The 25,728-nt window shown below is 64.0% G+C and carries 20 protein-coding genes and 1 other RNA gene; all 21 read left to right on the plus strand.

Going from position 1 to position 25,728, the window contains the following annotated elements; all coding sequences use genetic code 11:
* Positions 1-43: 43 nt before the first annotated feature.
* The 21 genes from N181_RS12570 (at position 44) to recN (ending at position 25,681) form a co-directional block, all read left to right on the plus strand.
* Entirely contained in the window at positions 44-1,231 is a 1,188-nt protein-coding gene (locus N181_RS12570; protein ID WP_014328959.1) for an NAD(P)/FAD-dependent oxidoreductase, read from the plus strand.
* Positions 1,232-1,305: 74 nt separating this feature from the next.
* Positions 1,306-1,704, plus strand: an RNA gene (gene rnpB / locus N181_RS12575) — RNase P RNA component class A.
* 430 nt (positions 1,705-2,134) lie between these two features.
* A complete protein-coding gene (gene mraZ / locus N181_RS12580) occupies positions 2,135-2,575 on the plus strand; it encodes a division/cell wall cluster transcriptional repressor MraZ (protein ID WP_012708642.1) in 441 nt (146 codons plus the stop codon).
* Between the two features lie 14 nt (positions 2,576-2,589).
* Positions 2,590-3,615 (plus strand): 16S rRNA (cytosine(1402)-N(4))-methyltransferase RsmH, encoded by a 1,026-nt coding sequence (gene rsmH / locus N181_RS12585; RefSeq protein WP_037396977.1) that lies wholly within the window; start codon positions 2,590-2,592, stop codon positions 3,613-3,615.
* Positions 3,616-3,621: 6 nt separating this feature from the next.
* Positions 3,622-4,023, plus strand: coding sequence for a cell division protein FtsL (ftsL, locus tag N181_RS12590; protein WP_012708640.1), 402 nt, complete (start codon positions 3,622-3,624; stop codon positions 4,021-4,023).
* Positions 4,023-5,771 carry a peptidoglycan D,D-transpeptidase FtsI family protein gene (locus tag N181_RS12595; protein WP_037396975.1) on the plus strand — a complete coding sequence of 583 codons (1,749 nt, stop codon included), beginning with the start codon at positions 4,023-4,025 and terminating at the stop codon, positions 5,769-5,771. The genes ftsL and N181_RS12595 overlap by 1 nt, the downstream gene beginning before the upstream one ends.
* 66 nt (positions 5,772-5,837) lie before the next feature.
* A complete protein-coding gene (locus N181_RS12600) occupies positions 5,838-7,298 on the plus strand; it encodes a UDP-N-acetylmuramoyl-L-alanyl-D-glutamate--2,6-diaminopimelate ligase (protein WP_014328956.1) in 1,461 nt (486 codons plus the stop codon).
* A gap of 1 nt (position 7,299) precedes the next feature.
* Positions 7,300-8,733: a UDP-N-acetylmuramoylalanyl-D-glutamyl-2,6-diaminopimelate--D-alanyl-D-alanine ligase gene (locus N181_RS12605; RefSeq protein WP_042777133.1), complete on the plus strand. Its 1,434-nt coding sequence runs from the start codon at positions 7,300-7,302 to the stop codon at positions 8,731-8,733.
* A 138-nt stretch (positions 8,734-8,871) separates the two neighbouring features.
* Positions 8,872-9,972, plus strand: a complete 1,101-nt coding sequence (gene mraY / locus N181_RS12610) for a phospho-N-acetylmuramoyl-pentapeptide-transferase (protein WP_014328954.1) — start codon at positions 8,872-8,874, stop codon at positions 9,970-9,972.
* A 4-nt stretch (positions 9,973-9,976) separates the two neighbouring features.
* Positions 9,977-11,368 carry a UDP-N-acetylmuramoyl-L-alanine--D-glutamate ligase gene (murD, locus tag N181_RS12615; RefSeq protein WP_060563412.1) on the plus strand — a complete coding sequence of 464 codons (1,392 nt, stop codon included), beginning with the start codon at positions 9,977-9,979 and terminating at the stop codon, positions 11,366-11,368.
* An 85-nt stretch (positions 11,369-11,453) separates the two neighbouring features.
* Entirely contained in the window at positions 11,454-12,608 is a 1,155-nt protein-coding gene (ftsW, locus tag N181_RS12620) for a putative lipid II flippase FtsW (protein WP_012708634.1), read from the plus strand.
* A 3-nt stretch (positions 12,609-12,611) separates the two neighbouring features.
* Positions 12,612-13,733: an undecaprenyldiphospho-muramoylpentapeptide beta-N-acetylglucosaminyltransferase gene (gene murG / locus N181_RS12625; RefSeq protein WP_037396962.1), complete on the plus strand. Its 1,122-nt coding sequence runs from the start codon at positions 12,612-12,614 to the stop codon at positions 13,731-13,733.
* Positions 13,730-15,139 (plus strand): UDP-N-acetylmuramate--L-alanine ligase, encoded by a 1,410-nt coding sequence (gene murC / locus N181_RS12630; protein ID WP_037396961.1) that lies wholly within the window; start codon positions 13,730-13,732, stop codon positions 15,137-15,139. Before murG ends, murC begins: the two co-directional genes overlap by 4 nt.
* Positions 15,140-15,142: 3 nt before the next feature.
* The gene (gene murB, locus N181_RS12635; protein WP_037396958.1) at positions 15,143-16,117 is read left to right on the plus strand and encodes a UDP-N-acetylmuramate dehydrogenase; all 975 of its coding nucleotides are present in this window, start codon (positions 15,143-15,145) and stop codon (positions 16,115-16,117) included.
* A 338-nt stretch (positions 16,118-16,455) separates the two neighbouring features.
* Positions 16,456-17,382 carry a D-alanine--D-alanine ligase gene (locus N181_RS12640; protein ID WP_037396955.1) on the plus strand — a complete coding sequence of 309 codons (927 nt, stop codon included), beginning with the start codon at positions 16,456-16,458 and terminating at the stop codon, positions 17,380-17,382.
* Positions 17,370-18,299, plus strand: coding sequence for a cell division protein FtsQ (gene ftsQ, locus N181_RS12645; RefSeq protein ID WP_037396952.1), 930 nt, complete (start codon positions 17,370-17,372; stop codon positions 18,297-18,299). Before N181_RS12640 ends, ftsQ begins: the two co-directional genes overlap by 13 nt.
* Positions 18,296-19,627 (plus strand): cell division protein FtsA, encoded by a 1,332-nt coding sequence (ftsA, locus tag N181_RS12650; protein WP_037396948.1) that lies wholly within the window; start codon positions 18,296-18,298, stop codon positions 19,625-19,627. The genes ftsQ and ftsA overlap by 4 nt, the downstream gene beginning before the upstream one ends.
* Before the next feature lie 100 nt (positions 19,628-19,727).
* On the plus strand, positions 19,728-21,500 hold the full coding sequence (ftsZ, locus tag N181_RS12655) for a cell division protein FtsZ (RefSeq protein ID WP_037431030.1): 1,773 nt from the start codon (positions 19,728-19,730) through the stop codon (positions 21,498-21,500).
* A gap of 319 nt (positions 21,501-21,819) precedes the next feature.
* The gene (gene lpxC / locus N181_RS12660; RefSeq protein WP_037396927.1) at positions 21,820-22,773 is read left to right on the plus strand and encodes a UDP-3-O-acyl-N-acetylglucosamine deacetylase; all 954 of its coding nucleotides are present in this window, start codon (positions 21,820-21,822) and stop codon (positions 22,771-22,773) included.
* Positions 22,774-23,105: 332 nt separating this feature from the next.
* Entirely contained in the window at positions 23,106-23,972 is an 867-nt protein-coding gene (locus tag N181_RS12665) for an outer membrane protein assembly factor BamD (protein ID WP_037431034.1), read from the plus strand.
* 35 nt (positions 23,973-24,007) lie between these two features.
* A complete protein-coding gene (gene recN / locus N181_RS12670) occupies positions 24,008-25,681 on the plus strand; it encodes a DNA repair protein RecN (protein WP_037396922.1) in 1,674 nt (557 codons plus the stop codon).
* Positions 25,682-25,728 lie beyond the last annotated feature (47 nt).

Here is a 25,728-nt window from a genome sequence, read left to right on the forward strand (position 1 = left end):
CGGGCGGCATGCTATTCCCGCAGCGAAGCGTCGAGGAATATCCATGTCGGAAAGCTTTGATTTCGTTATCGTCGGCAAGGGCATGATGGGCGCTGCGGCGGCGCGCCATTTGAGCCTGGCAGGTGCCCGCGTCGCTCTTGTCGGGCCGGACGAGCCGGACGACTGGGCGAACCATCGCGGCGTCTTCTCCAGCCACTACGACAATGCCCGTATTACCCGCACGATCGACAACGATCCCCCTTGGGCACGTCTCGCCCACCGATCGATCGAGCGTTATCGCGAGATTTCAGAGGCAAGCGGGATCGATTTCTACTACGAGGTGGGCTGCCTGATCGCCGCGCCGGCGCCGAGCAGCGGCTTCGACTATCTCGATAGGGTTGCCTGTGCCCGTGACAGGCTTCGGGTCGAGGCGCCGTTGATGGTCGGCGGGGATCTCGCCGAGCGCTTTCCTTGGTTTCGCTTTCCGCAGGGCTATGCCGGCATCCACGAGGTGCGCGGCGCCGGTTATGTCAATCCTCGCGCCCTGGTCCGGGCACAGACGGTCGCGGCGGAGAGACTGGGTGCGCGCGTCATCCGCGAAGAGGTCGTTTGCGTCGAGGAGGCGGCCGGTGCGGTGAATGTTTCGACTATCGAGGGGCACACGCTTCGGACAGGGCGCGTCCTCGTGGCGGCCGGCGGCTTTTCACTCTCCGAGGCGCTGCTGCCAAAGCCGATCGATTTGACGGTAAAGGCCCGCACGGTGCTCTTCGCAGAAATCAGCCCCGACGACCTCGCCGGGTTTGACGGCATGCCGTCGCTGATCGGCGCTGCACCCGCGCAGGACCAAAGCTACTATCTGCTGCCGCCGGTTGCCTACGCCGACGGCAAACACTACATCAAGATCGGCGGTGACCCGACGGACCAGATCCTTGCCGGTGAAGCGGCGGTCCGGGCATGGTTCCGCGGCGCTGCGAGCGCCGAGGCGGCAAACCATATGCGTGGCTTGCTTGCCGGCGTGATGTCGGGGCTCAGACCGGTATCGACGCATTTTTCGCCATGCGTCACCTCGTTCACGCGGCACGGCTACCCCTATATCGGCTTTGTCAGCGATCGTGTCGCCGTGCTCACCGGCGGCAATGGTCAGGCGGCCAAGAGTTCCGACGAGATCGGCCGGCTCGGCGCGGCGCTGGTGAAGAACGGCCGGCTCGATGCCGGGGAATACGAGACCGATTTCGCCGTCGCCTATCGATAGGCGGCACCGCTCCAGCCGAGGTGAGGCGTCGATTTTTCTAGCGCTTCTCGCCCCGGTCGGTTAATGAGCCTCTGCCAGTTGGCCGGGCAGCCGCGCCTCGCAAGCGCCGAAAGGCCGCGGGGTGAGGAAAGTCCGGGCTCCACGGAAACACGGTGCCGGATAACGTCCGGCGGGGGCGACCCCAGGGAAAGTGCCACAGAAAGCAAACCGCTCCGCCTCGCGGAGTAAGGGTGAAAGGGTGGGGTAAGAGCCCACCGCGGACATGGCGACATGGACGGCACGGTAAACCCCACCGGGAGCAAAACCGAATAGGGATGACACGGGCGCGCAAGCGTCCAGCCGGTTTCCAGGCCGGTCATCCGGGTGGGTTGCACGAGGCTGCGCGCAAGCGCAGTCCCAGATGAATGGCTGCCACGTTCCGCTTCCTCGGAGGCGGAGCCATACAGAACCCGGCTTACAGGCCAACTGGCGATTTTTCCTCAGCACATTCAGAGCGCGGTTTCGGGCGTGAGCGCCGGGAACCGAGGCTTTCCGTCATGCCCGAGCAAACCAGGGCGTCAGGGCGCGCTGACACGCCCTCCTGCGCTGCTTTTACGCGGCATTCCAAGGCGTTAGGATCCTCGATCGTAACTCTTTGTTAAACTTAACAACCTATCAATATTTGATCATTCGTGAGGCTGTTTACGAGCTTCTCCCATTGACGCCCATATGGTCCCATGTTATCCCATAATGGTACTGCGCAAGGGCTGCGTCGTGGCCCATCATCGCGAAATTCCAGGGGTCCTTCCTCGGAAGGTTCAGGCGGGCACGTTCGTGTCCGGCGGGGGTCTTTTGCGTGCGCAGCCCAGTGTTCGCGTGGGTCGATGATCATGGCCCGCCAGTCGGGGGCGGCCGTTTCGCGTCATGAACCGCTTCTTGTCACATGCTACGAACCGGATCGATGCCAAGGGGCGGGTTTCCGTGCCTTCGGCGTTTCGCGCCGTGCTTTTGGAGGCGGGTGTTCGGGAGCTATACTGCTTCCAGGACTTCGTCTTTCCGGCGGTGAGCGTCGGTGGTCCGGAGCTTCTGGACCGGTTCGAGAAACAGATGGCCGCCGAGGATCCGTTTTCGGATGCGGCCAACCAGATGTCGCTCCTCGTTCATGGGGGCGGCGTCTTCGTGAAGCTCGACCCGGAGGGCCGGTTGATGGTGACGGATTTCATCCGCGACTTCACCGGCATCTCGACCGACGTGACGTTCGTCGGGCGGGGCGATCATTTTCAGCTCTGGGAGCCGCAGGCGTTTGCGAGGGCGCAGGCGGAGGCCCGGGAAGGGCGCAAGCAACGGGGGCTGCGTTCAGAATAGAGTGGAGAGGCGGAATGGTGACGGATCAAGGCGACAGAGCTTCTGAAGCCGATGGCGGACCGGTTCGTCACATTCCCGTCATGCTCGCCGAGGTGCTGGCGGCGCTCGATCCGGCGCCCGGCAAGGTCATCCTCGACGGAACCTTCGGCGCCGGCGGCTACACGAGCGCGATCCTGGATGCGGGTGCCGACGTCATCGCGCTCGACCGAGATCCGACGGCGATCGCCGCGGGCCAGCCCATGGTCGCCGCTGCCGGAGGCAGGCTCAGACTCATTCATTCGCGTTTTTCCGAGCTGGCGGATCATGTACCGGACGGCGGACTCGATGGCGTCGTGTTTGATATCGGCGTCTCGTCGATGCAGATCGACGAGGCGGAGCGCGGCTTCTCCTTCCAGAAGAAGGGGCCGCTCGACATGCGCATGTCGGCCGCCGGCGTCTCCGCCGCCGATGTCGTCAACCGGGCCAAGGTCTCCGATCTCATCCGCATCTTTGGCTTCCTGGGCGAGGAGAAGCAGGCGGGGCGCATCGCGCGTGCGATCGAGAGGCGCCGCGCCGAGGTGCCTTTCGAAACGACCCGCGATCTTGCCAACCTCATCGAGACGGTGACGCCGCGCAAGGCGAAGGACAAGATCCATCCGGCGACGCGCGTCTTCCAGGCGCTGCGCATCTTTGTCAACGACGAGCTCGGCGAACTCGCCAATGCGCTTTTTGCGGCCGAACGGGTCCTGAAGCCCGGCGGGCGCCTCGTCGTCGTCACCTTTCATTCTCTCGAGGACAGGATCGTCAAGACATTCTTCCAGGACCGCTCGGGCAAGGCGGGCGGCTCACGCCATCTTCCGCTGGTGACGGCACGGGACGCAACCTTCACTCCAGTCGGCAAGCCTATGGTTGCGGCGAGCGAGGAGGAGGCGTCCCAAAATCCGCGCGCCCGGTCGGCGAAACTCAGGGCTGGTATCCGCACACCCACTGCGTCGCCGGGAAACGATCTGTCGATTTTCAATCTGCCGGAGCTGGCAAGCCTTGCCAGACTAGGGGGCTAAGAGACGATGCTCAGAACGCTCGATATTGTACTGATAGTCGTCATGACGGGGGCCGCTACGGTCACCTACACGATCAAGCATCAGGCCGAGAACAAGCTCGAGGAGGTCCGCAGGCTCGACGCCGCGATCAAGCTCGAGGAGGACACGATCGACCTGCTCAAGGCCGACTGGGCGCTGCTGACCCAGCCGAACCGGCTGGAGCGGCTCGTCGGTGCCTTCGCCGCCGACCTGCAACTCGCGCCGACGCCCTCGACACAACTTGCCAGGCCCGAGGAACTGCCGATGCTGAAAGCGGATGTGCCGCCTCCGGAGGAGGGCAAGGACAAGAAGGGCAAAGGCAAGAAGGACGATGGCATCGCCGCCGTCATCAATGCCGATAATATCGCAACAGGTTCGGTGGCGCGCTGATGTCGTTTCTCTCCCGTATCATGGTGCTGAAGAGCAAGGCACATTTCTCTGCCGGCGGCAACAACCGTCCCGGAGAGACGGGTGTCAACGTGACCTTCCAAGGGACGCGCAAGAAGAGCGCCAGCCAGGCGAAAAGCCGCGTTGCGATCGTCATCGCAAGCTTCGGCATCGCCTATGCGGTGATCGGCGGTCGCCTCGTGCAATACGGTGTGGCGCAGCCGGAGACGGTGTCGTCGATCGGGCGCGCCGACAATCTCATGGCCTCGCGTCCCGACATTCTCGATCGCAATGGCGAGATCCTCGCGACCGACATCCGCACCGTTTCGCTCTATGCCGAGCCGCACAAGATCGTCGATGCCGACGAGGCGGTGGAGCGGCTGGCGACGGTTCTGCCCGACCTCAACGCGCGCGAGATCTACAACAAGCTCAAATCGAACTCGCGTTTCCAATGGCTGCGCCGGCAATTGACGCCCAAGCAGCAGAGCGAAATCCTGGCACTCGGCATTCCGGGGATCGGCTTCCGGCCCGAAAAGCGGCGCTTCTATCCCGGCGGGCCGACTGCCGCCCATATCCTCGGCCACGTCAACATCGACAACCGCGGCGTTGCCGGCATGGAGCGCTATATCGACAGCCAGGGGCTCGCCGACCTGGCGGCGATCGGCATGACCAGCGACGCCAAGCTCGAGCCGGTGAAGCTCTCGATCGACGTGCGCGTCCAGAACATCGTGCGCGACGTCATCGATTCCGGCATGAAGAACTATCAGGCGATCGCCGCCGGTGCCGTGGTCATGGACGTCCACACCGGCGAGGTGCTGGCGATGGCATCGGTGCCGGACTACGATCCGAACAAGCCCGCCGAAGGCGCCGAAGAGGGTTGGATGAACCGCATGTCGAACGGCACGTTCGAGATGGGTTCCACCTTCAAGACCTTCACCATCGCCATGGGCCTCGATTCCGGCAAGGTGACGCTCAACAGCAGTTTCGATGCGACGGCGCCAATCCGCATCGGCGGCTTCACCATCAAGGACTTTCATGGCAAGCGGCGGGTTCTGACCGTGCCGGAAATCTTCCAGTATTCCTCGAACATCGGCACCGCGAAGGTTGCCGACCTCGTCGGCATCCCCGGGCACAAGGAATTCCTCACCCGCCTCGGGTTGCTTTCCAAGCTGCCGACGGAACTGCCGGAGGTCAAAACGCCGACCCAGCCGCGCGAATGGAAGAAGATCAACTCGATAACCATCTCCTTCGGCCACGGCGTCTCGACCACGCCGCTGCAGACGGCGGTCGCCGGCGCGGCGCTGGTCAATGGCGGCAAGCTCATCCCGCCGACCTTCCTGCCGCGCACGGAGGAGCAGGCGAACGAACTTGCGACCGCGGTCGTCAAGAAGAGCACGAGCGACGACATGCGGTTCCTGCTCCGCTGGAACGGCATTGCCGGCTCCGGCAAGCGGGCGCTCGTGCCGGGCTTCAACGTCGGCGGCAAGACCGGAACGGCCGACAAGGTCGTCAACGGCCGCTACGTCAATGACCAGAACTTCAACGCCTTCCTGGCCGCCTTCCCGATCGACGATCCCCGATACATCGTCCTGACCTTCATCGACGCAGCAAAGACCGGTGAGGGCGGCGGGCGGACCGCTGGCTCCAACGCCGCCCCGATGGTACGCGACATCATCAGCCGCTCCGCGCCGCTGCTCGGCGTCGAGCCGAAATTCGGAGAAGACGGCTCTGCCTTGCTTGTGTCTTATTGACCGTGAAATGAGAATGCGGACGATTCGCGATTTCGGCGATCGATATCGGTGTGAGACGTGCAGTTCATGAAGATCAAGGACCTGGCGGGAACGAATTTCCCGGAACTTTCGGCTCAACTGAAGGGCAATGCCTCGGAGATCCACATTGCCGGCATTACCGCCGACAGTCGGCAGGTCAAGCCGGGCGATCTCTTCGTCGCCGTCGCCGGCACGAAAGCGAACGGCACCGCCTATATCGCCGACGCCCTGGCGCGCGGCGCAGCGGCGGTGATTGTCGCAAAAGGATCCGGCGCGGCGGCCGGTGCACCGGTCTTCGAGCTTTCCGAACCGCGCCGTTTCCTTGCACAGGCCGCGGCTCGCTTCTATCGGCGCCAGCCCGAGACGATGGTGGCGGTGACCGGGACGGCCGGAAAGACCTCGGTCGCCTCGTTTACGCGGCAGATCTGGGCGCATTCCGGCCTCGCGGCCGCGATGATTGGCACGACGGGCGTCACCGCGCCGGGCCGTAACGACTATGGTTCGCTGACCACACCGGACCCGGTGTCGCTGCACAAGCTGCTTGCCGAACTCGCCGACGAGGGCGTCACTCACGCGGCGATGGAGGCCTCCAGCCACGGCCTCGACCAGAGCCGGCTCGACGGGGTTCGGCTCGCCGCCGCCGCCTTCACCAATCTCGGCCGCGACCACATGGACTACCATCCGACCGTCGAGCACTACATGGCCTCGAAGATGCGCCTCTTCGGGGCGCTGCTGCCGAAAGGTTCGCCGGCGGTGATCTTCGCCGACGACCAATGGTCGGCCGAGGCGATCGCCGCGGCCCGCAAGGCGGGCCACGACGTGCGCACCGTCGGCCGCAACGGCGATTTCATCAGCTTGAAGCGGGTCGAGCATTTCCGCCACAAGCAGTCGGCGGAAGTCCACGTCGGCGACGACATCTTCGAAATCCACGTGCCGCTCGCCGGCGATTTCCAGGTGGCCAACGCGTTGGTCGCCGCCGGCCTTGCCATGTCGACGGGGATTGAAGCCAAGGCAGCCTTCTCGGCGCTCGAAAAGCTGCAGGGCGCCTCCGGCCGGCTGGAACTGGTCGGGCAGACCAAGGATGGCGCGCTTGCCTATGTGGACTATGCCCATAAGCCCGACGCGCTCGAAAACGTGCTGGAATCGGTGCGCCCGTTCACGACTGGCCGGGTGATCATCGTCTTCGGCTGCGGCGGCGACCGTGACAAGGGCAAGCGGCCGATCATGGGCGAAATTGCCGCCCGGCTTGCCGATGTCGTGATCGTCACCGACGACAATCCGCGCTCGGAAGTCCCCGAGGTGATCCGCTCGGAGATCATGGCGGGCGCCAGGGGCGCTACCGAAATCGCCGACCGCGCCGAGGCGATCCGTACCGCCGTCGGCATGCTGAAGGCCGGCGATACATTGATCGTTGCCGGCAAGGGGCACGAGGAGGGGCAGACGATCGGCTCCGTGACGCTGCCGTTCTCCGATCATGCGGAAGTACGCAAGGCGCTGGGAGGGCAGTGATTTGAACTGGCTCTGGACATGCAGCGATCTGCTGGCGGCGATGAACGGCCGCCCGGTCGGGAACCTGCCCGAAGGGATCATCGGCATCTCAATCGACAGCCGCACGATCGCCAAGGGCGAGGCCTTTTTCGCGATCAGAGGCGATCGCGTCGATGGCCACGACTATGCCGGCATCGCCCTTGCCAATGGAGCCTCTCTGCTCGTCGTCAGCGAAGGAAAGCTTCCGGCGCTCGGGCGGTTGATCGCACCGATGATCGTCGTCGACGATGTCCTCGAGGCGATGATCCGTCTCGGTTGCGCGGCCCGCGACCGCAGCGCCGCGAAAGTCATCGCCGTTACCGGCTCGGTCGGCAAGACGACGACGAAGGAGATGCTGAGGCATGTCCTGTCGCCGCTCGGGCGTGTCCACGCCTCGATCGCATCGTTCAACAATCATTGGGGTGTGCCGCTGACGTTGGCGCGCATGCCGGAGACGACCGAGTTCGGCATTTTCGAGATCGGCATGAACCATCATGGCGAGATCCGGCCGTTGACCGCGATGGTGCGTCCGCATGTGGCCGTCGTCACCAGCATTGCCGCTGCCCATCTCGGCAACTTCGCCAGTCTCGACGAAATCGCCACGGCGAAGGCGGAGATTTTCGAGGGGGTCGTCAAGGGTGGACATGCGGTCATCAACCGCGACAGCCCGCAGTTTGACCTTCTCGAGAGGGCAGCCGCGACGGCGGGCGTCAGCCATATCCACTCCTTCGGCGCCAATCCGAAATCGGAGTATCGGCTGATCGAGTTCGCCGGAGGAGCCGAGAGTTCCGGTCTATGGGCCGGAATCGGCGGCAGGACGCGGGAGGTGACGATCGGCGCGCCGGGTAGGCATATTGCCGAGAATGCCCTGGCGGTGATTGCCGCAGCGCAACTCGCCGGCGCGGACCTCGACCGTGTGCTTGCCTCGCTTGCCACCATGCAGCCGGAGAAGGGAAGGGGATTGCGGCACCGTCTGAAGATCGGTGGCGGCCACCTGACACTCATCGACGAAAGCTACAATGCCAACCCGGCGTCGATGCGGGCGGCGATCGCCCTCCTGCGTGACGCCGAGCCACGGGCCGGTGGCCGCCGTATCGCGATTCTCGGCGACATGCTGGAGATGGGCGAGCACGCGGCGGCTGTCCACGCCGCTCTGGCGGAGCCGATCGTGGAAGCTGGCATTACCGACGTCTGGCTCGCCGGGACCGATATGGCGCATCTGCGTGACGCGTTGCCGGCCGAGGTTACGGTCGTTTACCGCGAGGCGGTCGGCGATCTTACCTCCTACGCGCTTGGCGAGATTGCTGCCGGGGATGTGGTAATGGTCAAATCATCGAAGGGTACCGGCTGCGCCAAGATCGTTCAGGCTCTTTTCGATGCCTATTCCGAAGAGACGTCGGAAGCGGGGGAAGTATAGGGGCAGTGCCACCAATGCTGGTGGATAAGGCCCGGGCCAGGGGAATTGGCCTAACATAGTCAAACGCAAGTGGGTATCGTTCGCCAGACGATTCTGTTGGGCGATGTCCGATTCTAAACCTTTGGGGAAAGGTCCCTTATGCTGATCTGGCTCGTGGAACTGGCGGACCACTTTCAATTCTTCAATCTCTTCCGCTACATCACCTTCCGCACGGGGGCAGCTCTCTTCACCTCCGCGCTGATCGTGTTCCTGTTCGGGCCGGCCATCATCTCCTCGCTGCGCATTCGCCAGGGCAAGGGTCAGCCGATCCGGGCCGACGGGCCGCAGACGCATTTCAAGAAGGCCGGCACGCCGACCATGGGCGGGCTGATGATCCTCGCCGGCATTGTCGGCTCGGCGCTGCTCTGGGCCGATCTCTCGAGCATCTATGTCGTGTCGACGCTGTTGGTGACGCTCGGCTTCGGTGCGATCGGCTTCTATGACGACTATCTCAAGGTCACCAAGCAGTCGGACAAGGGCTTTTCCGGCAAGGCGCGCCTCGGCATCGAGTTCATTATCGCAGCCATCGCGGTCTTCTTCATGATGCAGGCGGCGCAGTCCGCCGGCAGCGCGGGGTCGACCTTCGGGTCGTCGGTGACCTTCCCGTTCTTCAAGGACCTGATGCTCAATCTCGGCTATTTCTTCGTGCTCTTCGGCGGTTTCGTCATCGTCGGTGCGGGCAATGCCGTGAACCTGACGGACGGTCTCGATGGTCTCGCCATCGTGCCGGTAATGATCGCCTCCGCCGCCTTCGGGCTGATCGCCTATCTCGCCGGTAACGCAGTGTTCGCCAACTACCTGCAGATCCATTTCGTGCCCGGCACCGGCGAACTGGCGGTCATCCTCGGCGCCGTGATCGGCGCGGGCCTCGGCTTCCTCTGGTTCAATGCGCCGCCGGCGGCGATCTTCATGGGCGATACGGGGTCGCTTGCCCTCGGCGGGTTGATCGGCACCGTCGCCGTCGCCACCAAGCACGAGATCGTCATGATCATCATCGGCGGCCTCTTCGTCATCGAAACGCTGTCGGTCATCATCCAGGTCTTCTGGTTCAAGCGCACCGGCCGACGCGTCTTCCTGATGGCGCCGATCCACCATCACTTCGAGAAGAAGGGCTGGACGGAGAGCCAGGTGGTGATCCGCTTCTGGATCATCGCGGTCATTCTGGCAATGGTCGGTCTTTCGACCCTCAAGTTGCGGTAATGCGATGATCCCGGTCACCACATTCAAGGGCAGGAAGGTCGCGCTGTTCGGCCTCGGCGGCTCCGGGTTGGCGACAGCCGAGGCGCTGGTCGCGGGCGGCGCACAGGTCACCGCCTGGGACGACAATCCCGACAGCGTCGCCAAAGCCGCTGCTGCCGGGATCGCGACGGCCGATTTGCGCGATGTCGACTGGAACGCGTTTTCCGCCTTCGTGCTGTCGCCAGGCGTGCCGCTGACCCATCCGAAGCCGCATTGGACGGTCGATCTCGCCCATCGAGCCGGCGTCGAGATCATCGGCGACGTCGAGCTTTTCGTGCGCGAGCGACGCGCCCATGCTCCCGATTGCCCATTCATCGCCATCACCGGCACCAACGGCAAGTCGACGACGACGGCGCTGATCGCCCATATCCTGAAGGCGAGCGGACGCGACACCCAGCTTGGCGGCAATATCGGCAGGGCCGTGCTGACACTCGATCCGCCGAGGGCAGAGCGCTTCTTTGTGGTCGAATGCTCGTCCTACCAGATCGACCTTGCGCCGACGCTCGACCCCACGGCCGGTATCCTCCTCAACGTGACGCCCGACCATTTGGACCGGCACGGCACCATGCAGCACTATGCCGACATCAAGGAACGATTGGTGGCGGGAAGCGGCACGGCCGTGGTCGGCGTCGACGACAGTTTCTCGAGCCTGATCGCCGACCGGGTGGAGCGGGCCGGAACCAAGGTCGTGCGGATCTCGCGCCGTCATGGGCTGGTTGACGGGATCTATGCCGAAGGCTCGTCTCTCCTGCGTGCCGACGGCGGGACGCGGGCACTCTTCGCCGATCTTGCCGGCATCGAGACGCTGCGGGGCGGCCACAACGCCCAGAATGCGGCGGCAGCCGTTGCCGCCTGCCTTGCCGTCGGCGTCGACGAGCAGGACATCGTCCGCGGACTTCAGAGCTTTCCGGGCCTCAAGCACCGGATGCAGCCGATCGCCAAAAGGGACGACATCGTCTTCGTCAATGACAGCAAGGCGACCAATGCCGATGCGGCGGCCCCCGCGCTTTCGAGCTACGAGCGGATCTATTGGATCGCCGGCGGCCTGCCGAAGGAGGGCGGCATCAGTTCGCTGACGCCGTACTTCCCGAAGATCGTCAAGGCCTACCTGATCGGCGAGGCGGCGCCCGCCTTCGCTGCGACGCTCGGCGAGGCGGTGCCCTACGAGATTTCCGGTACCCTGGAAAAGGCTGTCGCGCATGCGGCGGCGGATGCAGCACGGGATCATGAGGGCCCGGCCGCCGTGATGCTTTCCCCGGCTTGCGCAAGCTTCGACCAGTACAAGAATTTCGAGGTGCGGGGCGATGCCTTTGTTGGCCATGTGGCGGCGCTCGAAGGCGTCACCATGCTCATCTGAGGCGCGCTTTCCCGGTCGGGATCGGCGCGGCGGAGCCGGGATTTCGGAAGTTGGCGTATAGTGCGCCGGAAAAGGGGACAGACAGATGGTAAGCCGAGCCGAACGTGGCCCCGTGGCCGACTGGTTCTGGACGATAGACAGGTTCTTCCTGGCGACCTTCATCCTCCTGATGGGCGTCGGCTTCATGCTTTCCTTTGCCGCCAGTCCTCCGGTCGCCGAGCGCCTCGGGCTCGACAGTTTCCATTTCGTCAAGCGTCATGCGGTCTTCCTGTTGCCCTCGCTGGTGGTGATGGTGGGCATATCCTTCCTGTCGCCGCGACAGGTCAGGCGCGCGGCGATCATCCTGCTCGGTGCGTCGCTCGGCATGATGGTTCTCGTCCTCTTCGTCGGCGAGGAGGTCAAGGGCTCGCTTCGGTGGATTTCGATCGCCGGCATCTCGATCCAGCCGTCCGAGTTCATGAAACCCGCCTTCGTCGTCGTCTGCGCCTGGCTCTTTGCCGAGCACGCCAAGCAGCCGGAAATTCCCGGCAACCTGCTGTCGATCCTGCTCTTCGGCATCGTCGGCGCGTTGCTCGTCGCCCAACCGGACCTTGGTCAGACGATCCTTACGGCCGCAGTCTGGGGCGGCATGTTCTTCATGGCCGGCATGCCTTGGCTGTGGATCGTCGTGCTGGCCGGGGCGGCTGCCGGCGGCTTCTTCGTCGCCTATACGATGCTGCCGCACGTCGCCGGTCGTATCGACCGGTTCATGACCGGCGAGGGCGACACGTTCCAGGTGGATACGGCGCGCGACGCCATCATCCGTGGCGACTGGTTCGGCCGCGGGCCGGGCGAGGGCATCGTCAAGCGCATCATTCCCGACAGCCACACCGACTTCGTCTTCTCGGTTGCGGCGGAAGAGTTCGGCATCGTGTTCTGCATGGTCATCGTGCTGATCTTCGCCTTTCTGGTGATGCGCGGGCTCAACCATGCTTTCCGCGAACGCAACGATTTCAACCGCTTTGCCGTTGCCGGACTGGTGCTGCAGATCGGCATCCAGTCGATGATCAATATCGGCGTGAATCTCGAACTGCTCCCGGCCAAGGGCATGACGCTGCCGCTGATTTCCTATGGCGGCTCGTCGATGGTGGCGATCTGCGTGACCGCCGGCTTCGTCCTGGCGCTCACCCGTCACCGGCCGGAAAAGCGCGCCGTCGAGCGCAGCCTCTTTCGATCCGGCGTCGGCGTGCCGGCGGAGTAAGACATGGACAAGGGCATCATTTTTCTGGCAGCCGGAGGGACCGGCGGGCACCTCTTTCCCGCGGAGGCGCTTGCGCATGAGCTGAAGGCATCCGGCTACGCCGTGCATCTCGTGACCGATAGCCGTGCCGAGCGCTATGCGGGAAAGTTCCCGGCCGACGAGGTACACATCGTCCCATCCGCCACGATCGGCTCGAAGAATCCGATCAAGTTCGCGCAGTCGGTCTGGAAACTCTGGACAGGTCTGCGCGCTGCGCGGCGTCTGATTGCCCGTCACAGGCCCAAGGCGGTCGTCGGGTTCGGCGGCTATCCAACGGTGCCTCCGCTGCTTGCGGCGACCGGCTTGGGCGTTCCGTCGGTCATTCACGAGCAGAATGCCGTCATGGGCCGCGCCAACAAGATGCTGGCTTCGCGGGTACAGGCGATTGCCGGCGGCTTTCTTCCCGAGGGGGTTGGAACCTTCGCGGCGAAAACCGTGACGACCGGAAACCCGGTTCGACCCGCCGTGTTGGAGGCGGCCGGCGTCGCCTATAAGGCGCCGAATGGCGGGCCATTCCGTCTCGTCGTCTTCGGCGGCAGCCAGGGCGCGCAATTTTTCTCGAAGGCGGTGCCGCAGGCGATCTGCCGTCTCGACGACGCGCAACGCCAGCGGCTCAGGGTGACGCAGCAGGCGCGGCCGGAAGACCGGGAAGGCGTGACTGCGGCCTATGACAAGCTCGGCGTCCCGGCCGACGTGTCGCCCTTCTTTACCGATATGGCCGCGCGCATCGCTTCGGCGCATCTGGTGGTTTGCCGCTCCGGCGCTTCGACCGTTTCGGAAATCTCCGTGATTGGTCGCCCTGCCATCCTCGTTCCTTATCCCTACGCGCTCGATCACGATCAGGCGGCAAATGCCGCGGCACTTGCCGCCAAGGGCGGGGCGCGGGTCATCGCCCAGGCGGAGCTCAGCGCCGAACGGCTCGCCGGCATCCTGTCCGACGCCATGAACACCCCCGAGGCGCTGGCGCAGATGGCGGCGAACGCCCGCGAAACCGGCAAACCGCATGCCGCGCGCTTGCTTGCCTCCCTGGTAGAGGCTATTGCGAGCGGCTCGACAGTCGCGAAATTCAAGGAAGCACGCTCATGAAAATGCCGAAGACCATCGGGCTCGTACATTTCATTGGGATCGGCGGCATCGGCATGAGCGGCATCGCCGAGGTGCTGCATAATCTCGGCCATCGGGTGCAGGGCTCGGACCAGTCGGACAGCGCCAATGTGCAGCGCCTGCGCGAAAAGGGCATCAGGATCTCGGTCGGCCACAAGGCGGAGAATCTCGGCGACGCCGAAGTGGTGGTCGTCTCGACGGCGATCAAGAAGGACAATCCCGAGCTGATCGCGGCGCGCGAGAAGTTCCTTCCGGTGGTGCGCCGCGCCGAGATGCTGGCCGAGCTGATGCGCTTCCGCAATGCGATTGCCATCGGCGGCACGCACGGCAAGACGACGACGACCTCGATGGTGGCCGCGCTGCTCGACGCGGGCGGCCTTGATCCGACGGTGATCAATGGCGGCATCATCAATGCCTATGGCACGAATGCGCGCATGGGCGCCGGCGAGTGGATGGTCGTCGAGGCGGACGAATCCGATGGTACTTTCCTGAAGCTCCCGGCCGACATCGCCGTCGTCACCAATATCGACCCGGAGCACCTCGACCACTACGGCAATTTCGACGCCGTGCGTGCTGCCTTCCGGCAGTTCGTCGAGAACGTGCCCTTCTACGGATTCGGAGTTCTGTGCCTCGATCATCCGGAAGTCCAGTCCATGGTCGGCAAGATCGAGGACCGCAAGGTCGTGACCTACGGGGAGAACCCGCAGGCCGACGTGCGCTATCACAATATCCGAATGGACGGCGCAACCTCTATCTTCGATGTCGAGATCCGCCGCCGCCGCACCGGCCAGGTGATCCAGCTCAAGGACTTGCGCCTGCCGATGCCCGGCCGCCACAATGTCTCGAACGCCACGGCCGCCGTCGCCGTCGCCCAGCGCCTCGGCATGAAGCCGGAGGCGATCGCCAGGGGACTCGCCTCCTTCGGCGGCGTCAAGCGCCGGTTCACGCTTACCGGCGAATGGAACGGGGCGAGCATTTTCGACGATTACGGCCATCATCCGGTCGAGATCAAGGCGGTCCTGCGGGCGGCGCGCGAGGCCTGCCAGGGGCGCATCGTCGCCGTTCACCAGCCGCACCGCTATTCGCGACTGTCGAGCCTGTTCGAGGATTTCTCCGCCTGCTTCAACGATGCGGATACAATCCTGATCGCGCCGGTCTATGCGGCAGGCGAGGATGCGATCGACGGCGCCAATTCAGAGACGCTCGTCAACAGTATCAAGGCCGCCGGCCATCGCGATGCCCGCTACCTCACCGGCCCGGAAGCACTCGCGCCGGTCGTCTCGAAGATTGCGCAGCCGGGTGACTTTGTGGTTCTCTTGGGGGCTGGCAGCATCACCTATTGGGCCGCGGCGCTTCCCAAGGAACTCGCGGAAATTTCAGGAAGTTGAAGCATGAAGCAGGTTAACGGTCAGAAACTCCTGGACGCGCTCGGAAGCGGCGTCAGTGCAATCCGCGGTCGAATCACGCCCGATGCCCCGATGGACCGGGTGACCTGGTTTCGCGCGGGCGGGCTCGCCGAGCTCATGTTCCAGCCGCACGACACCGACGATCTCGTCGCATTCCTGAAGCTGGTGCCGGAGGAAGTGCCGGTGATGGTGATCGGCGTCGGCTCGAACCTGCTGGTGCGCGACGGCGGCATTCCAGGCGTCGTCATTCGCCTCTCCGCCAAGGGCTTCGGCGACCTGGAAATCGTCGGGGACAACCGCATCAAGGCGGGGGCGATCTGCCCGGACAAGAACATCGCGGCGATGGCGCTCGACCATGGTATCGGCGGTTTCTATTTCTATTACGGCATCCCGGGCTCGATCGGCGGCGCGCTGAGGATGAATGCCGGCGCCAATGGCGGCGAAACGCGCGAACGCGTCGTCGAGGTCCACGCGGTCGACCGCAAGGGCAACAGGTATGTGCTGAGCAATGCCGACATGGGCTACTCCTACCGGCACACCGCCGCCGCCAAGGATCTGATTTTCACCCATGCGATCTTCGAGGGCTTTCCGGAAGACAAGGCGAAGATCCGCCACGACATGGATGCGGTGCGCCAGCATCGCGAGACGGTGCAGCCGATCCGCGAGAAGACCGGCGGCTCCACCTTTAAGAATCCGGAGGGGCATTCGGCCTGGAAGCTGATCGACGAAGCTGGTGGCCGCGGCATGATGATCGGCGGCGCGCAGATGTCGCCGCTCCACTGTAACTTCATGATCAATACCGGCCAGGCGAGCGGCTACGAACTCGAATATCTCGGCGAGACGGTGCGCGCGCAAGTGCTGGAGCATTCCGGCATCAAGCTGGAATGGGAAATCAAGCGGATCGGCAATTTCATGCCGGGCTACGAGATCAAGGAATTCCTCGGCCGCGCCACGGGCTGAGGCGAGACGGCCATAATGAAACATGCGGTAGGGCCGCGACGGGAAACCGCCGCGGCTTTTTGCTGTTTCTTGAGCCTCCGCCGAAAGGCTCGCGGGACGTGCGGGACATTTCTCGCGTCCGCCTTACAAAGTGCCGATTCAGCGTCGAAGCCCTGTGTATTGGTCGATTCTCGCTGACGGCGACTGCGGGCACCGCAACAAGAGTTAACCAAAGTAAACGATTCATTAACCATAATGTCGTTGTAGTGGCCCTACGCGGAGATCTCGCGACTCGGGCTGTCGGAAACAGCCAGACGCAAGCAAGCTTTGCGATAGTGGCGTACTGTTTGGGGGTCTGAATGAGCGGCAGGCATCTTGCTGTCCTGATGGGCGGATTTTCCTCGGAGAGGCCGGTGAGCCTGTCTTCCGGGGCGGCTTGCGCAGATGCCTTGGAGGCCGAGGGTTACCGCGTCACCCGCGTCGATGTCGGGCGTGATGTGGCCGCCGTGCTCGCCGATTTGCGTCCCGATGTCGTCTTCAACGCCCTGCATGGACCGTTCGGCGAGGACGGGACGATCCAGGGCATTCTGGAATATCTGGAGATTCCCTACACCCATTCCGGCGTGCTCGCTTCGGCGCTTGCGATGGACAAGGCGCAGGCCAAGCACGTCGCCAAGGCCGCCGGCATTCCCGTTGCCGAGGCTTTGATCATGGACCGCCGCGACTTCGGCAATGTCCACCCGATGAAGCCGCCCTACGTGGTGAAGCCGGTCCGTGAAGGGTCGAGTTTCGGCGTGGTCATCGTCAAGGAAGACCAGTCGCATCCGCCCCAGGTCATCACCTCCGGCGAATGGCGCTACGGCGACCGGGTCATGGTCGAGCGTTACATTGCCGGCCGCGAACTCACCTGCGGCGTCATGGGCGACGTGGCGCTTGGCGTCACCGAGATCATCCCGCAGGGGCATGCCTTCTACGACTATGATTCCAAATACGTAAAAGGCGGTTCGACACACGTCATTCCGGCGCAGATTTCACCAAATATTTACCAAAAAATACAATCATTGGCGGTGAAGGCGCATCAGGCGATCGGTTGCCGCGGCGTCAGTCGATCCGATTTCCGATTCGATGATCGCGGCGATGGCGAGGGCGAGTTGATCTGGTTGGAGATCAATACGCAGCCCGGCATGACCCCGACCTCCCTGGTGCCTGAAATGGCGCAGCATGCGGGCCTTCAGTTTGGTGAGTTTCTAAGGTGGATGGTGGAGGACGCATCGTGCTTGCGTTGAGGGGCAGAAGGGGCAGAAGGGTTCGTCCTGCGCTCGGCGTCGCCGCCGAGGGTGACGAGGCATTCGTTTTGCCGCGCCCGCTGCGCAAGGGCGTCCGCTTTCTGGTCAGCCTCGGGGCTGGCCGCGTCCGCTTTCCCGCCCATACCGGTACGGTCGCCGCTGCAGCTTTTCTTCTGGCGACCGGCCTCTACGGCATGTCGCTCGGCGGTCACACGCAGAACTTCGCGCAGGCTTCGACGACGGCTGCGGGCTTTGCCATCGAAGACGTTCGGGTCTCCGGCAACGAGCAGACCTCCGAGATCGACATTCTCCAGCAGCTCGGACTTGACGGGACAACCTCGCTCGTGGCGCTCGATATCGCCGAGGCGCGCCGCCTGATCGGCGAATTGCCGTGGGTGGAGAGCGTGACCGTGCGCAAGATCTACCCGGCGACCATCGAGGTGAACCTGAAGGAGCGCCAGGCCTTCGGCATCTGGCAGCACGGCTCTGACCTGTCGCTTATCGAGCGCAGCGGCAGCGTGATTGCCCCTTTGCGGGACAACAAGTTCGCCGCACTGCCGCTCTTCGTCGGCCGCGATGCCGAGACGGCTGCGGCTACCTTCTATGACGAGTTTTCCCGCTGGCCGGAATTCCGCTCGCGCGTCAAGGCCTTCGTGCGTGTCTCTGGCCGGCGCTGGGATCTGCGCCTCGACAACGGCGTCGTCGTCAAACTTCCGGAGAAGGACGTCGCCCGGGCGATGCGGGTTCTCGCAGGGATGGAAGAGGGTCATCAGCTTCTCGAGCGCGATATCGCTGCTGTCGATTTGAGGCTTGAGGACCGCACGACGGTGCAGCTCACACCAGAAGCGGTTGCGCGCCGGGAAGTGGCGCTGAAGGCGAGGGAGAAGATGCTGAAGGCGCAGGAGAAGCGGATATGAGTCTGTTCGGTTCCGCCAGTTTCGGCCTGCCGCGTCTGAAGCCGCTCTCCTCGAAGCGGTCGCACGTCGTTTCGGTGCTCGACATCGGCTCGACCAAGGTCGTCTGCATGATCGGCCGGCTGACGCCGCGCGCCGAGAGCCAGATCCTGCCCGGCCGCACTCACAATATCGAGATCATCGGCATCGGCCACCAGAAGTCGCGCGGTGTGAAGAATGGCGTCATCGCCGACCTGGATGCCGCCGAAAGCGTCGTACGGCTCGCCGTCGACGCAGCCGAGCGGATGGCAGGGCTGACAATCGACAGCCTGATCGTCAATGTGTCGGCCGGCCGCCTGCAGAGCGACGTCTATACGGCGACGATCGATCTCGGCGGCCAGGAAGTCGACGCGAACGACCTCAAGAAGGTGCTCGCCGCTGCCGGCCAGCAGTCGCTCAGGACCGATCGGGCCATTCTCCATTCGCTGCCGACCGGCTTCTCGCTCGACGGAGAGCGTGGCATCCGCGACCCGCTGGCGATGTTCGGCGACGTGCTCGGCGTCGACATGCATGTTCTGACCGCCGAACGGGCGGCGTTGAAGAACCTCGAGCTTTGCGTCAATCGCGCCCATCTCTCCGTCGAAGGCATTGTTGCCACTCCCTATGCGAGCGGGCTCGCCGCCCTTGTCGACGACGAGGTCGAGCTCGGCTGCGCGGCAATCGACATGGGTGGCGGTACGACGACCATCTCGGTCTTTGCCGAAGGCAAGCTTGTCCATGCGGATGCCGTCAACCTCGGCGGCCATCACGTGACGACCGATCTGGCGCGCGGACTCTCGACGCGGATCGAGGATGCAGAGCGCCTGAAGGTCGTGCATGGCTCGGCGCTCCCGAACAGCGCCGACGAACGCGACATCGTCTCCGTCCCGCCGATCGGCGAGGACGACCGCGACCAGCCGACCCACGTGCCGCGCGCGCTTGTCTCGCGCATCGTACGCGCCCGGATCGAGGAAACGCTGGAGCTCATCCGCGATCGCATCCAACGGTCCGGCTTCAGCCCGATCGTCGGCAAGCGCATCGTGCTGACGGGCGGCGCCAGCCAGTTGACCGGCCTGCCGGAATCGGCGCGACGGATCCTGGCGCGCAACGTCCGCATCGGCCGCCCGCTTGGCGTTGCCGGCCTGCCGGCCGCCGCCAAGGGCCCGGCATTCTCCACGGCCGTCGGGCTGATGATCTATCCGCAGGTCGCCGATCTCGAGACGCATGCCAGCCAAGGCGGCGTGTTCTCCGCCCTGGGCGGCGGCAACAGCCGTATCGCCCGGATGGGCCAGTGGTTGAAAGAGAGTTTCTGAGTTTCACCGGCGCACGTCGGGCGCCGGGCAGACGGGTATTTGAGTTTGAAGGATTTGGCCGGCTCGGCAAGGCGGCCAGAAAAAGAGAAGGAACGGTACTATGGCCATTAACTTGCAAAAGCCGGACATTACCGAGCTGAAGCCGCGTATCACGGTCTTCGGCGTCGGCGGCGGCGGCGGTAACGCCGTCAACAACATGATCACCGCGGGCCTGCAGGGCGTCGACTTCGTCGTCGCCAACACGGACGCGCAGGCACTCACCATGACCAAGGCCGAACGGATCATCCAGATGGGTGTTGCCGTCACAGAAGGCCTCGGCGCCGGCTCGCAGCCCGAAGTCGGCCGTGCGGCCGCCGAAGAATGCATCGATGAGATCATCGATCACCTGCAGGGTACGCATATGTGCTTCGTCACCGCCGGCATGGGCGGCGGCACCGGCACGGGTGCTGCGCCGATCGTCGCCCAGGCCGCCCGCAACAAGGGCATCCTGACCGTCGGCGTCGTTACCAAGCCGTTCCAATTCGAAGGCGGGCGCCGCATGCGTATCGCCGACCAGGGTATTGCCGACCTGCAGAAGTCGGTCGATACGCTGATCGTCATCCCGAACCAGAACCTCTTCCGGATCGCCAACGACAAGACGACCTTCGCGGACGCCTTCGCCATGGCCGACCAGGTTCTCTATTCGGGCGTCGCCTGCATCACCGATCTCATGGTCAAGGAAGGCCTCATCAACCTCGACTTCGCCGACGTCCGCTCGGTGATGCGCGAAATGGGCCGCGCCATGATGGGCACCGGCGAAGCTTCCGGCGAAGGCCGCGCCATGGCCGCTGCGGAAGCGGCGATCGCCAACCCGCTGCTCGACGAAACCTCGATGAAGGGCGCACAGGGCCTGCTCATCTCGATCACCGGCGGCCGCGACCTCACCCTCTTCGAGGTGGACGAGGCGGCAACGCGCATCCGCGAGGAAGTGGATCCGGACGCCAACATCATTCTCGGCGCGACCTTCGACGAAGACCTCGAAGGCCTGATCCGGGTTTCGGTCGTCGCAACCGGTATCGATCGTGGAGCCGCCGAGGTATCCGGCCGTTCCGCCGACTTTCGTCCGGTAGCGCCGAAGCCGATCGTCCGTCCGTCTGCCGCCGTTCCGGCCCCGCAGCAGCCCGTCGCTATCCAGCAGCCGGCACCCCAGCCGCAGCCGGTGCAGCAGGTCGCACCGCAACCGGTCCAGCAGGTCGATCAGATCGCCCTTGCTATCCGCGAAGCGGAAATGGAACGCGAGCTCGACATCGCCACGCGCGCCCAGGTCACCCAGCCGGCTCCGCAGGTCCAGGAAGAAGCCTTTCGCCCGCAGAGCAAGCTCTTTGCCGGCACTGCCCCGGTGGAAACCGTTGCCGTAGCACGCCCGACGCAGCCGATGCCGCGGCCCGCCGAAGCTCCGATGCAGGCTCAGGTTCAGCCGCAGGTTCAACCGCAGCCGGTTCGCCAGGAGCCTGCTCCGGTCGTTCGCCAGCACGCCGAACCGGTGCGCATGCCGAAGGTCGAGGACTTTCCGCCCGTTGTGAAGGCCGAGATCGACCACCGCGCACAGCCCGCGGCGGCGCTTCAGGAAGAGCGCGGCCCGATGGGCCTCCTCAACCGGATCACCAGCTCGCTCGGGCTGCGCGAGCGGGAAAGCCAGAACGTCGCGTCGGACATGACGTCGGCGGCGCCGAGTGCCGCTTCTCAGCAGCGCCGGCCGCTGTCGCCGGAAGCGAGCCTCTACGCGCCGCGTCGCGGCCAGCTCGACGATCATGGTCGCGCAGCGCCGCAAATGCGCTCGCAGGAGGACGATCAGCTCGAGATTCCGGCGTTCCTGCGCCGTCAATCGAACTGATTCTCGACCCGTTCCTTTACCTTGCCGGTGCCCGGGCGATAGCCCGGGCATTTTCATTTTGCTGTTTTATTTCAATAGGTTGAAATTTCCATTGTGCGCATATCAATTGCGTAACAAAGCGAAACGAACAGTGATTTGGAATGGTGCCTCCGAACTCTTATTTTCAGCATCGGATAAGGGACGCATGCGATTCCATCGCTGTCAGTTCGAACGTGGCTTCGGCCGACAGCCGCCGGTCACGATTGGTAGGTCTGCGCTGACAATCGCCGTCCCGCAAGAGTTTGGCTTCGGCCGTATTTGATTGAAAGTGACGAAGAGAATGGGAATCGAATTGCTCGGGTTTCAGACAACGATTGCAAGCCCGATAACCCTCAAGGGAATTGGCGTCCATTCGGGCGCCGAGGTAGAGATCACCTTTCATCCAGCCGAGGCTGATGCCGGCATTGCCTTTCAGCGGGTTCTCGCCGGCGGGCGGTTGAGCGAGTTCAGGGCCGTTTCGTCCCAGGTTGGCAACACCGATCTGTGCACCGTCCTCGGCCTTTCGCCGGCGACATCGATCGCCACCATCGAGCATGTCATGGCGGCGATCTATGCGCTTGGCCTCGACAATCTGCTGATCGAAGTGCATGGCGCGGAAATGCCGATCATGGATGGCAGTTCCGAGCCTTTCATCGACGCCATCGAGCAGGCGGGGATTCGGGCGCTGGCCGTGAAGCGCCGCTACATCCGCATCCTTAAGCCAGTTCGTATCGAATCGGGCGCTTCCTGGTCTGAATTCACGCCCTATGACGGCATGCGCTTCGAAGTCGAGATCGATTTCGATTGCCCGCTGATCGGCCGTCAGGCGTGGAAGGGCGATATGACCCCGGGGGTCTTTAAGCGTGAACTGTCGCGGGCGCGGACCTTCGGCTTCATGCGCGACGTCGAGAGGCTGTGGGCTGCCGGCTTTGCGCTTGGCTCCTCGCTCGAAAACTCCGTGGTGATCTCGGACGACGATACGGTCGTCAATGTCGAAGGTCTTCGCTATGCGGACGAGTTCGTCCGTCACAAAACGCTCGACGCCGTGGGTGACCTTTCGCTTGCAGGCGCGCCGTTCCTCGGCTGCTATCGCTCCTATCGCGGCGGCCACAAGATGAACGCCAATGCCCTCAAAGCTCTGTTGAGCGACCCGACCGCCTATGAGGTCGTGGAAACCGCATCCCAGCGCCAGCGCACGCGCTCCCGCGAACTGGTCGCGGTCGCCGCTCCGGGTTTTGCGCCCTGGTCGGCATAAAAAAAGACAGCTCACTTCTCTCCAGTCGCCGGCCGAAAGGCCGGCGTTTTTCATAGTGAGTGGAGTAAGATGCGGCGAATTGCGGGTGGAAAAGGGTGCACAACCCGCGGAAAGCCGGCAGAACGCCACAAATTTGCATGAATTGCCGATCATGACGTTGCGATCTTGAGGCAACTTGCTCTAAAACGCGCAAGTCTGGCGGATACCAACCGCTACTGCATGTCACCTTAGATCGACCTCGAGCTAAGGGACATGCAGCAATTTAAAGTGCTACAGCGACCTTTGCGCGTCTGGTAAGACGCGCGGCGCTGTAGGTGAAACGGGAATATCCGATGGTCCTTGCAGTTTCTTTTGACATGAGAAAATCAGTACGCGTCGTCGCCGTCGTTCTTGCGGCTGTCGCCGGCAGCACCCTGATCACCGCCTGCCAGAACGACCCGGATATCGATATCACCAAGCTCACCGCGGAGACCGATCCGCCGGAAGTGCTTTATAACCAGGGCCTCGCCAACCTGAATGCGGGCAAGACGACGGAAGCGGGGCGCAAATTCGACGCGATCGACCGGCAGCATCCGTTCTCCGAATATGCCCGCAAGGCACTGGTGATGAACGCCTTCGTCGCCTACCGCAACGGCCAGTACCAGGACGCCATCAACTCCACAAATCGTTATCTGAACCTCTATCCGCAGTCGGAAGACGCGGCCTATGCGCAATATATCCAAGGCCTCGCCTATACGAAGCAGATCCCGTCGGTGACGCAGGACCAGAAGCCGGCGCAGAGGGCGATCGACGCGATGCAGGTGGTCGTCGATAAATATCCCGACTCCGAATATGTCGATGACGCGCAGTCAAAGATCCGCTTCGCGCGCGACCAGCTCGCCGGCAAGGAGATGCAGGTCGGGCGCTATTACCTCGAGCGCAAGGAATATCTTGCCGCCATTTCTCGTTTCCGCGTCGTCGTCGAGCAATATCCGAACACCAACCAGGTCGAAGAAGCGCTGGCGCGCCTCGTCGAGGGCTATTTCGCAATGGGCGTGACGGCGGAGGCGCAGACGGCGGCAGCGGTTCTCGGGCACAACTACCCGGACAGCCAGTGGTACGCCGATTCCTACAAGCTGCTGCAATCGGGCGGTCTCGAACCGCGCGAAAGCGGCACGTCCTGGATCGCGCGCGCCGGCAAGAAACTCATCGGCGCCTGATTTCCTCGGCGCTTCCAACGAAGATATGACACCGGATGCTCGCCCAGCTCTCGATCCGCGATATCGTCCTGATCGAACGGCTTGACCTCAGCTTCGACGCGGGGCTCTCGGTGCTGACCGGTGAAACCGGTGCGGGCAAATCCATTCTTCTCGATAGCCTGTCGCTGGCGCTCGGCGGCCGCGGTGACGGCTCGCTCGTGCGCCATGGCGAAGATAAAGGGCAGGTGACCGCAGTCTTCGACGTCCCGCCTGGCCATGCGGCACGGCTTCTCATGCGCGAAAACGGCATCGACGACGACGGCGACCTGATCTTCCGCCGGGTGCAATCGGCCGACGGCCGAACCAAGGCCTTCATCAACGACCAGCCGGTGAGTGTGCAGCTGATGCGCCAGGCCGGGCAGGTGCTCGTCGAAATTCACGGACAGCATGATGACCGAGCGCTTGTCGACATCGACGCGCACAGGGCGCTGCTCGACGCCTTCGGCGGGACCACCGAAACGGCCGAAGAGGTTGGGACGCTCTACCGCGCCTGGAGAGACACCGAGCGCGGTCTCAAGAAACACCGCGAGCGCGTCGAGGCGGCAGCACGCGAGGCGGATTATCTGCGCTCTTCAGTCGAGGAACTCGAGGCGCTGGCTCCGCGGGACGGCGAGGAGGAGGAACTGGCCGAAAGCCGGGCGCGCATGATGAAGGTCGAGCGTATCGCCGGCGACATCAGCGAAGCATGCGAATTCCTGAACGGCAACGCTTCGCCGGTGCCGCTGATCGCTTCGCTCGTCCGGCGGCTCGAACGCAAGAGCCACGAGGCGCCCGGCCTGCTGGAAGAGACCGTGGAGCTATTGGATGGGGCGCTCAACCAGCTTTCCGACGCGCAGATGGCGGTGGAGCGGGCGCTGCGCGACACCGAGTTCGATCCGAAGGAACTGGAGCGTGTCGAGGAGCGGCTCTTCGCGCTGCGCGCCGCGAGCCGCAAATATTCGGTTCCCGTCACTGAACTGCCGGCGCTCGCCGTCCGGATGATCGCCGATCTTGCCGATCTCGATGCCGGCGAGGAGAAGCTGAAGCTACTGGAAACGCAGGTGGCCGAGTCGAAAGCGGCTTTCGACGTCGCGGCACGCGCGCTATCGGAAAAGCGCCACAATACGGCGACCGCGCTCTCGGCCGCCGTAATGGAAGAACTGCCAGCGCTGAAGCTCGAGCGGGCCCGCTTCATGGTCGAGGTCGCGAGCAATCCCCATTCCCCGTCGGCCGACGGCATCGACGTCGTCGAATTCCACGTGCAGACAAACCCGGGGACGCGGCCGGGACCGATCATGAAAGTGGCCTCGGGAGGCGAGCTTTCGCGCTTCCTGCTGGCGCTGAAAGTGGCGCTCGCCGATCGCGGTTCGGCGCCGACGCTGGTCTTCGATGAAATCGACACGGGCGTCGGTGGCGCCGTGGCGGATGCCATTGGCCAGCGGCTGAAGCGGCTGTCCAAGACCGTCCAGGTGCTTTCCGTCACGCACGCGCCGCAGGTTGCCGCGCGCGCCGCGACGCACCTCCTGATCTCGAAGGGTCCATCGGCGCAAAAGGCCGAAATGATTTCGACCCGCGTCGCCCGCATGGACGACGAGGCGCGCACCGAAGAAATCGCCCGCATGCTGGCCGGCGCCTCGATCACCGAGGAGGCGAGGGCGGCGGCTGCGCGGTTGCTGGCGGGAAACGGATAGCTGCTGGCGACAAAGACGACTCTGCGCTTGCCAACTAATAATCCGGT

Origin of the sequence: Sinorhizobium fredii USDA 205 (assembly GCF_001461695.1) — a bacterium.
Classification (GTDB): domain Bacteria; phylum Pseudomonadota; class Alphaproteobacteria; order Rhizobiales; family Rhizobiaceae; genus Sinorhizobium; species Sinorhizobium fredii.

Coding starts and splice junctions, on each gene's coding strand:
- N181_RS12570 (WP_014328959.1), top strand. CDS start 44: ATGTCGGAAAGCTTTGATTTCGTTATCGTCGGCAAGGGCATGATGGGC.
- mraZ (WP_012708642.1), top strand. CDS start 2,135: ATGAACCGCTTCTTGTCACATGCTACGAACCGGATCGATGCCAAGGGG.
- rsmH (WP_037396977.1), top strand. CDS start 2,590: ATGGTGACGGATCAAGGCGACAGAGCTTCTGAAGCCGATGGCGGACCG.
- ftsL (WP_012708640.1), top strand. CDS start 3,622: ATGCTCAGAACGCTCGATATTGTACTGATAGTCGTCATGACGGGGGCC.
- N181_RS12595 (WP_037396975.1), top strand. CDS start 4,023: ATGTCGTTTCTCTCCCGTATCATGGTGCTGAAGAGCAAGGCACATTTC.
- N181_RS12600 (WP_014328956.1), top strand. CDS start 5,838: ATGAAGATCAAGGACCTGGCGGGAACGAATTTCCCGGAACTTTCGGCT.
- mraY (WP_014328954.1), top strand. CDS start 8,872: ATGCTGATCTGGCTCGTGGAACTGGCGGACCACTTTCAATTCTTCAAT.
- murD (WP_060563412.1), top strand. CDS start 9,977: ATGATCCCGGTCACCACATTCAAGGGCAGGAAGGTCGCGCTGTTCGGC.
- ftsW (WP_012708634.1), top strand. CDS start 11,454: ATGGTAAGCCGAGCCGAACGTGGCCCCGTGGCCGACTGGTTCTGGACG.
- murG (WP_037396962.1), top strand. CDS start 12,612: ATGGACAAGGGCATCATTTTTCTGGCAGCCGGAGGGACCGGCGGGCAC.
- murC (WP_037396961.1), top strand. CDS start 13,730: ATGAAAATGCCGAAGACCATCGGGCTCGTACATTTCATTGGGATCGGC.
- murB (WP_037396958.1), top strand. CDS start 15,143: ATGAAGCAGGTTAACGGTCAGAAACTCCTGGACGCGCTCGGAAGCGGC.
- N181_RS12640 (WP_037396955.1), top strand. CDS start 16,456: ATGAGCGGCAGGCATCTTGCTGTCCTGATGGGCGGATTTTCCTCGGAG.
- ftsA (WP_037396948.1), top strand. CDS start 18,296: ATGAGTCTGTTCGGTTCCGCCAGTTTCGGCCTGCCGCGTCTGAAGCCG.
- ftsZ (WP_037431030.1), top strand. CDS start 19,728: ATGGCCATTAACTTGCAAAAGCCGGACATTACCGAGCTGAAGCCGCGT.
- lpxC (WP_037396927.1), top strand. CDS start 21,820: ATGGGAATCGAATTGCTCGGGTTTCAGACAACGATTGCAAGCCCGATA.
- N181_RS12665 (WP_037431034.1), top strand. CDS start 23,106: ATGGTCCTTGCAGTTTCTTTTGACATGAGAAAATCAGTACGCGTCGTC.
- recN (WP_037396922.1), top strand. CDS start 24,008: ATGCTCGCCCAGCTCTCGATCCGCGATATCGTCCTGATCGAACGGCTT.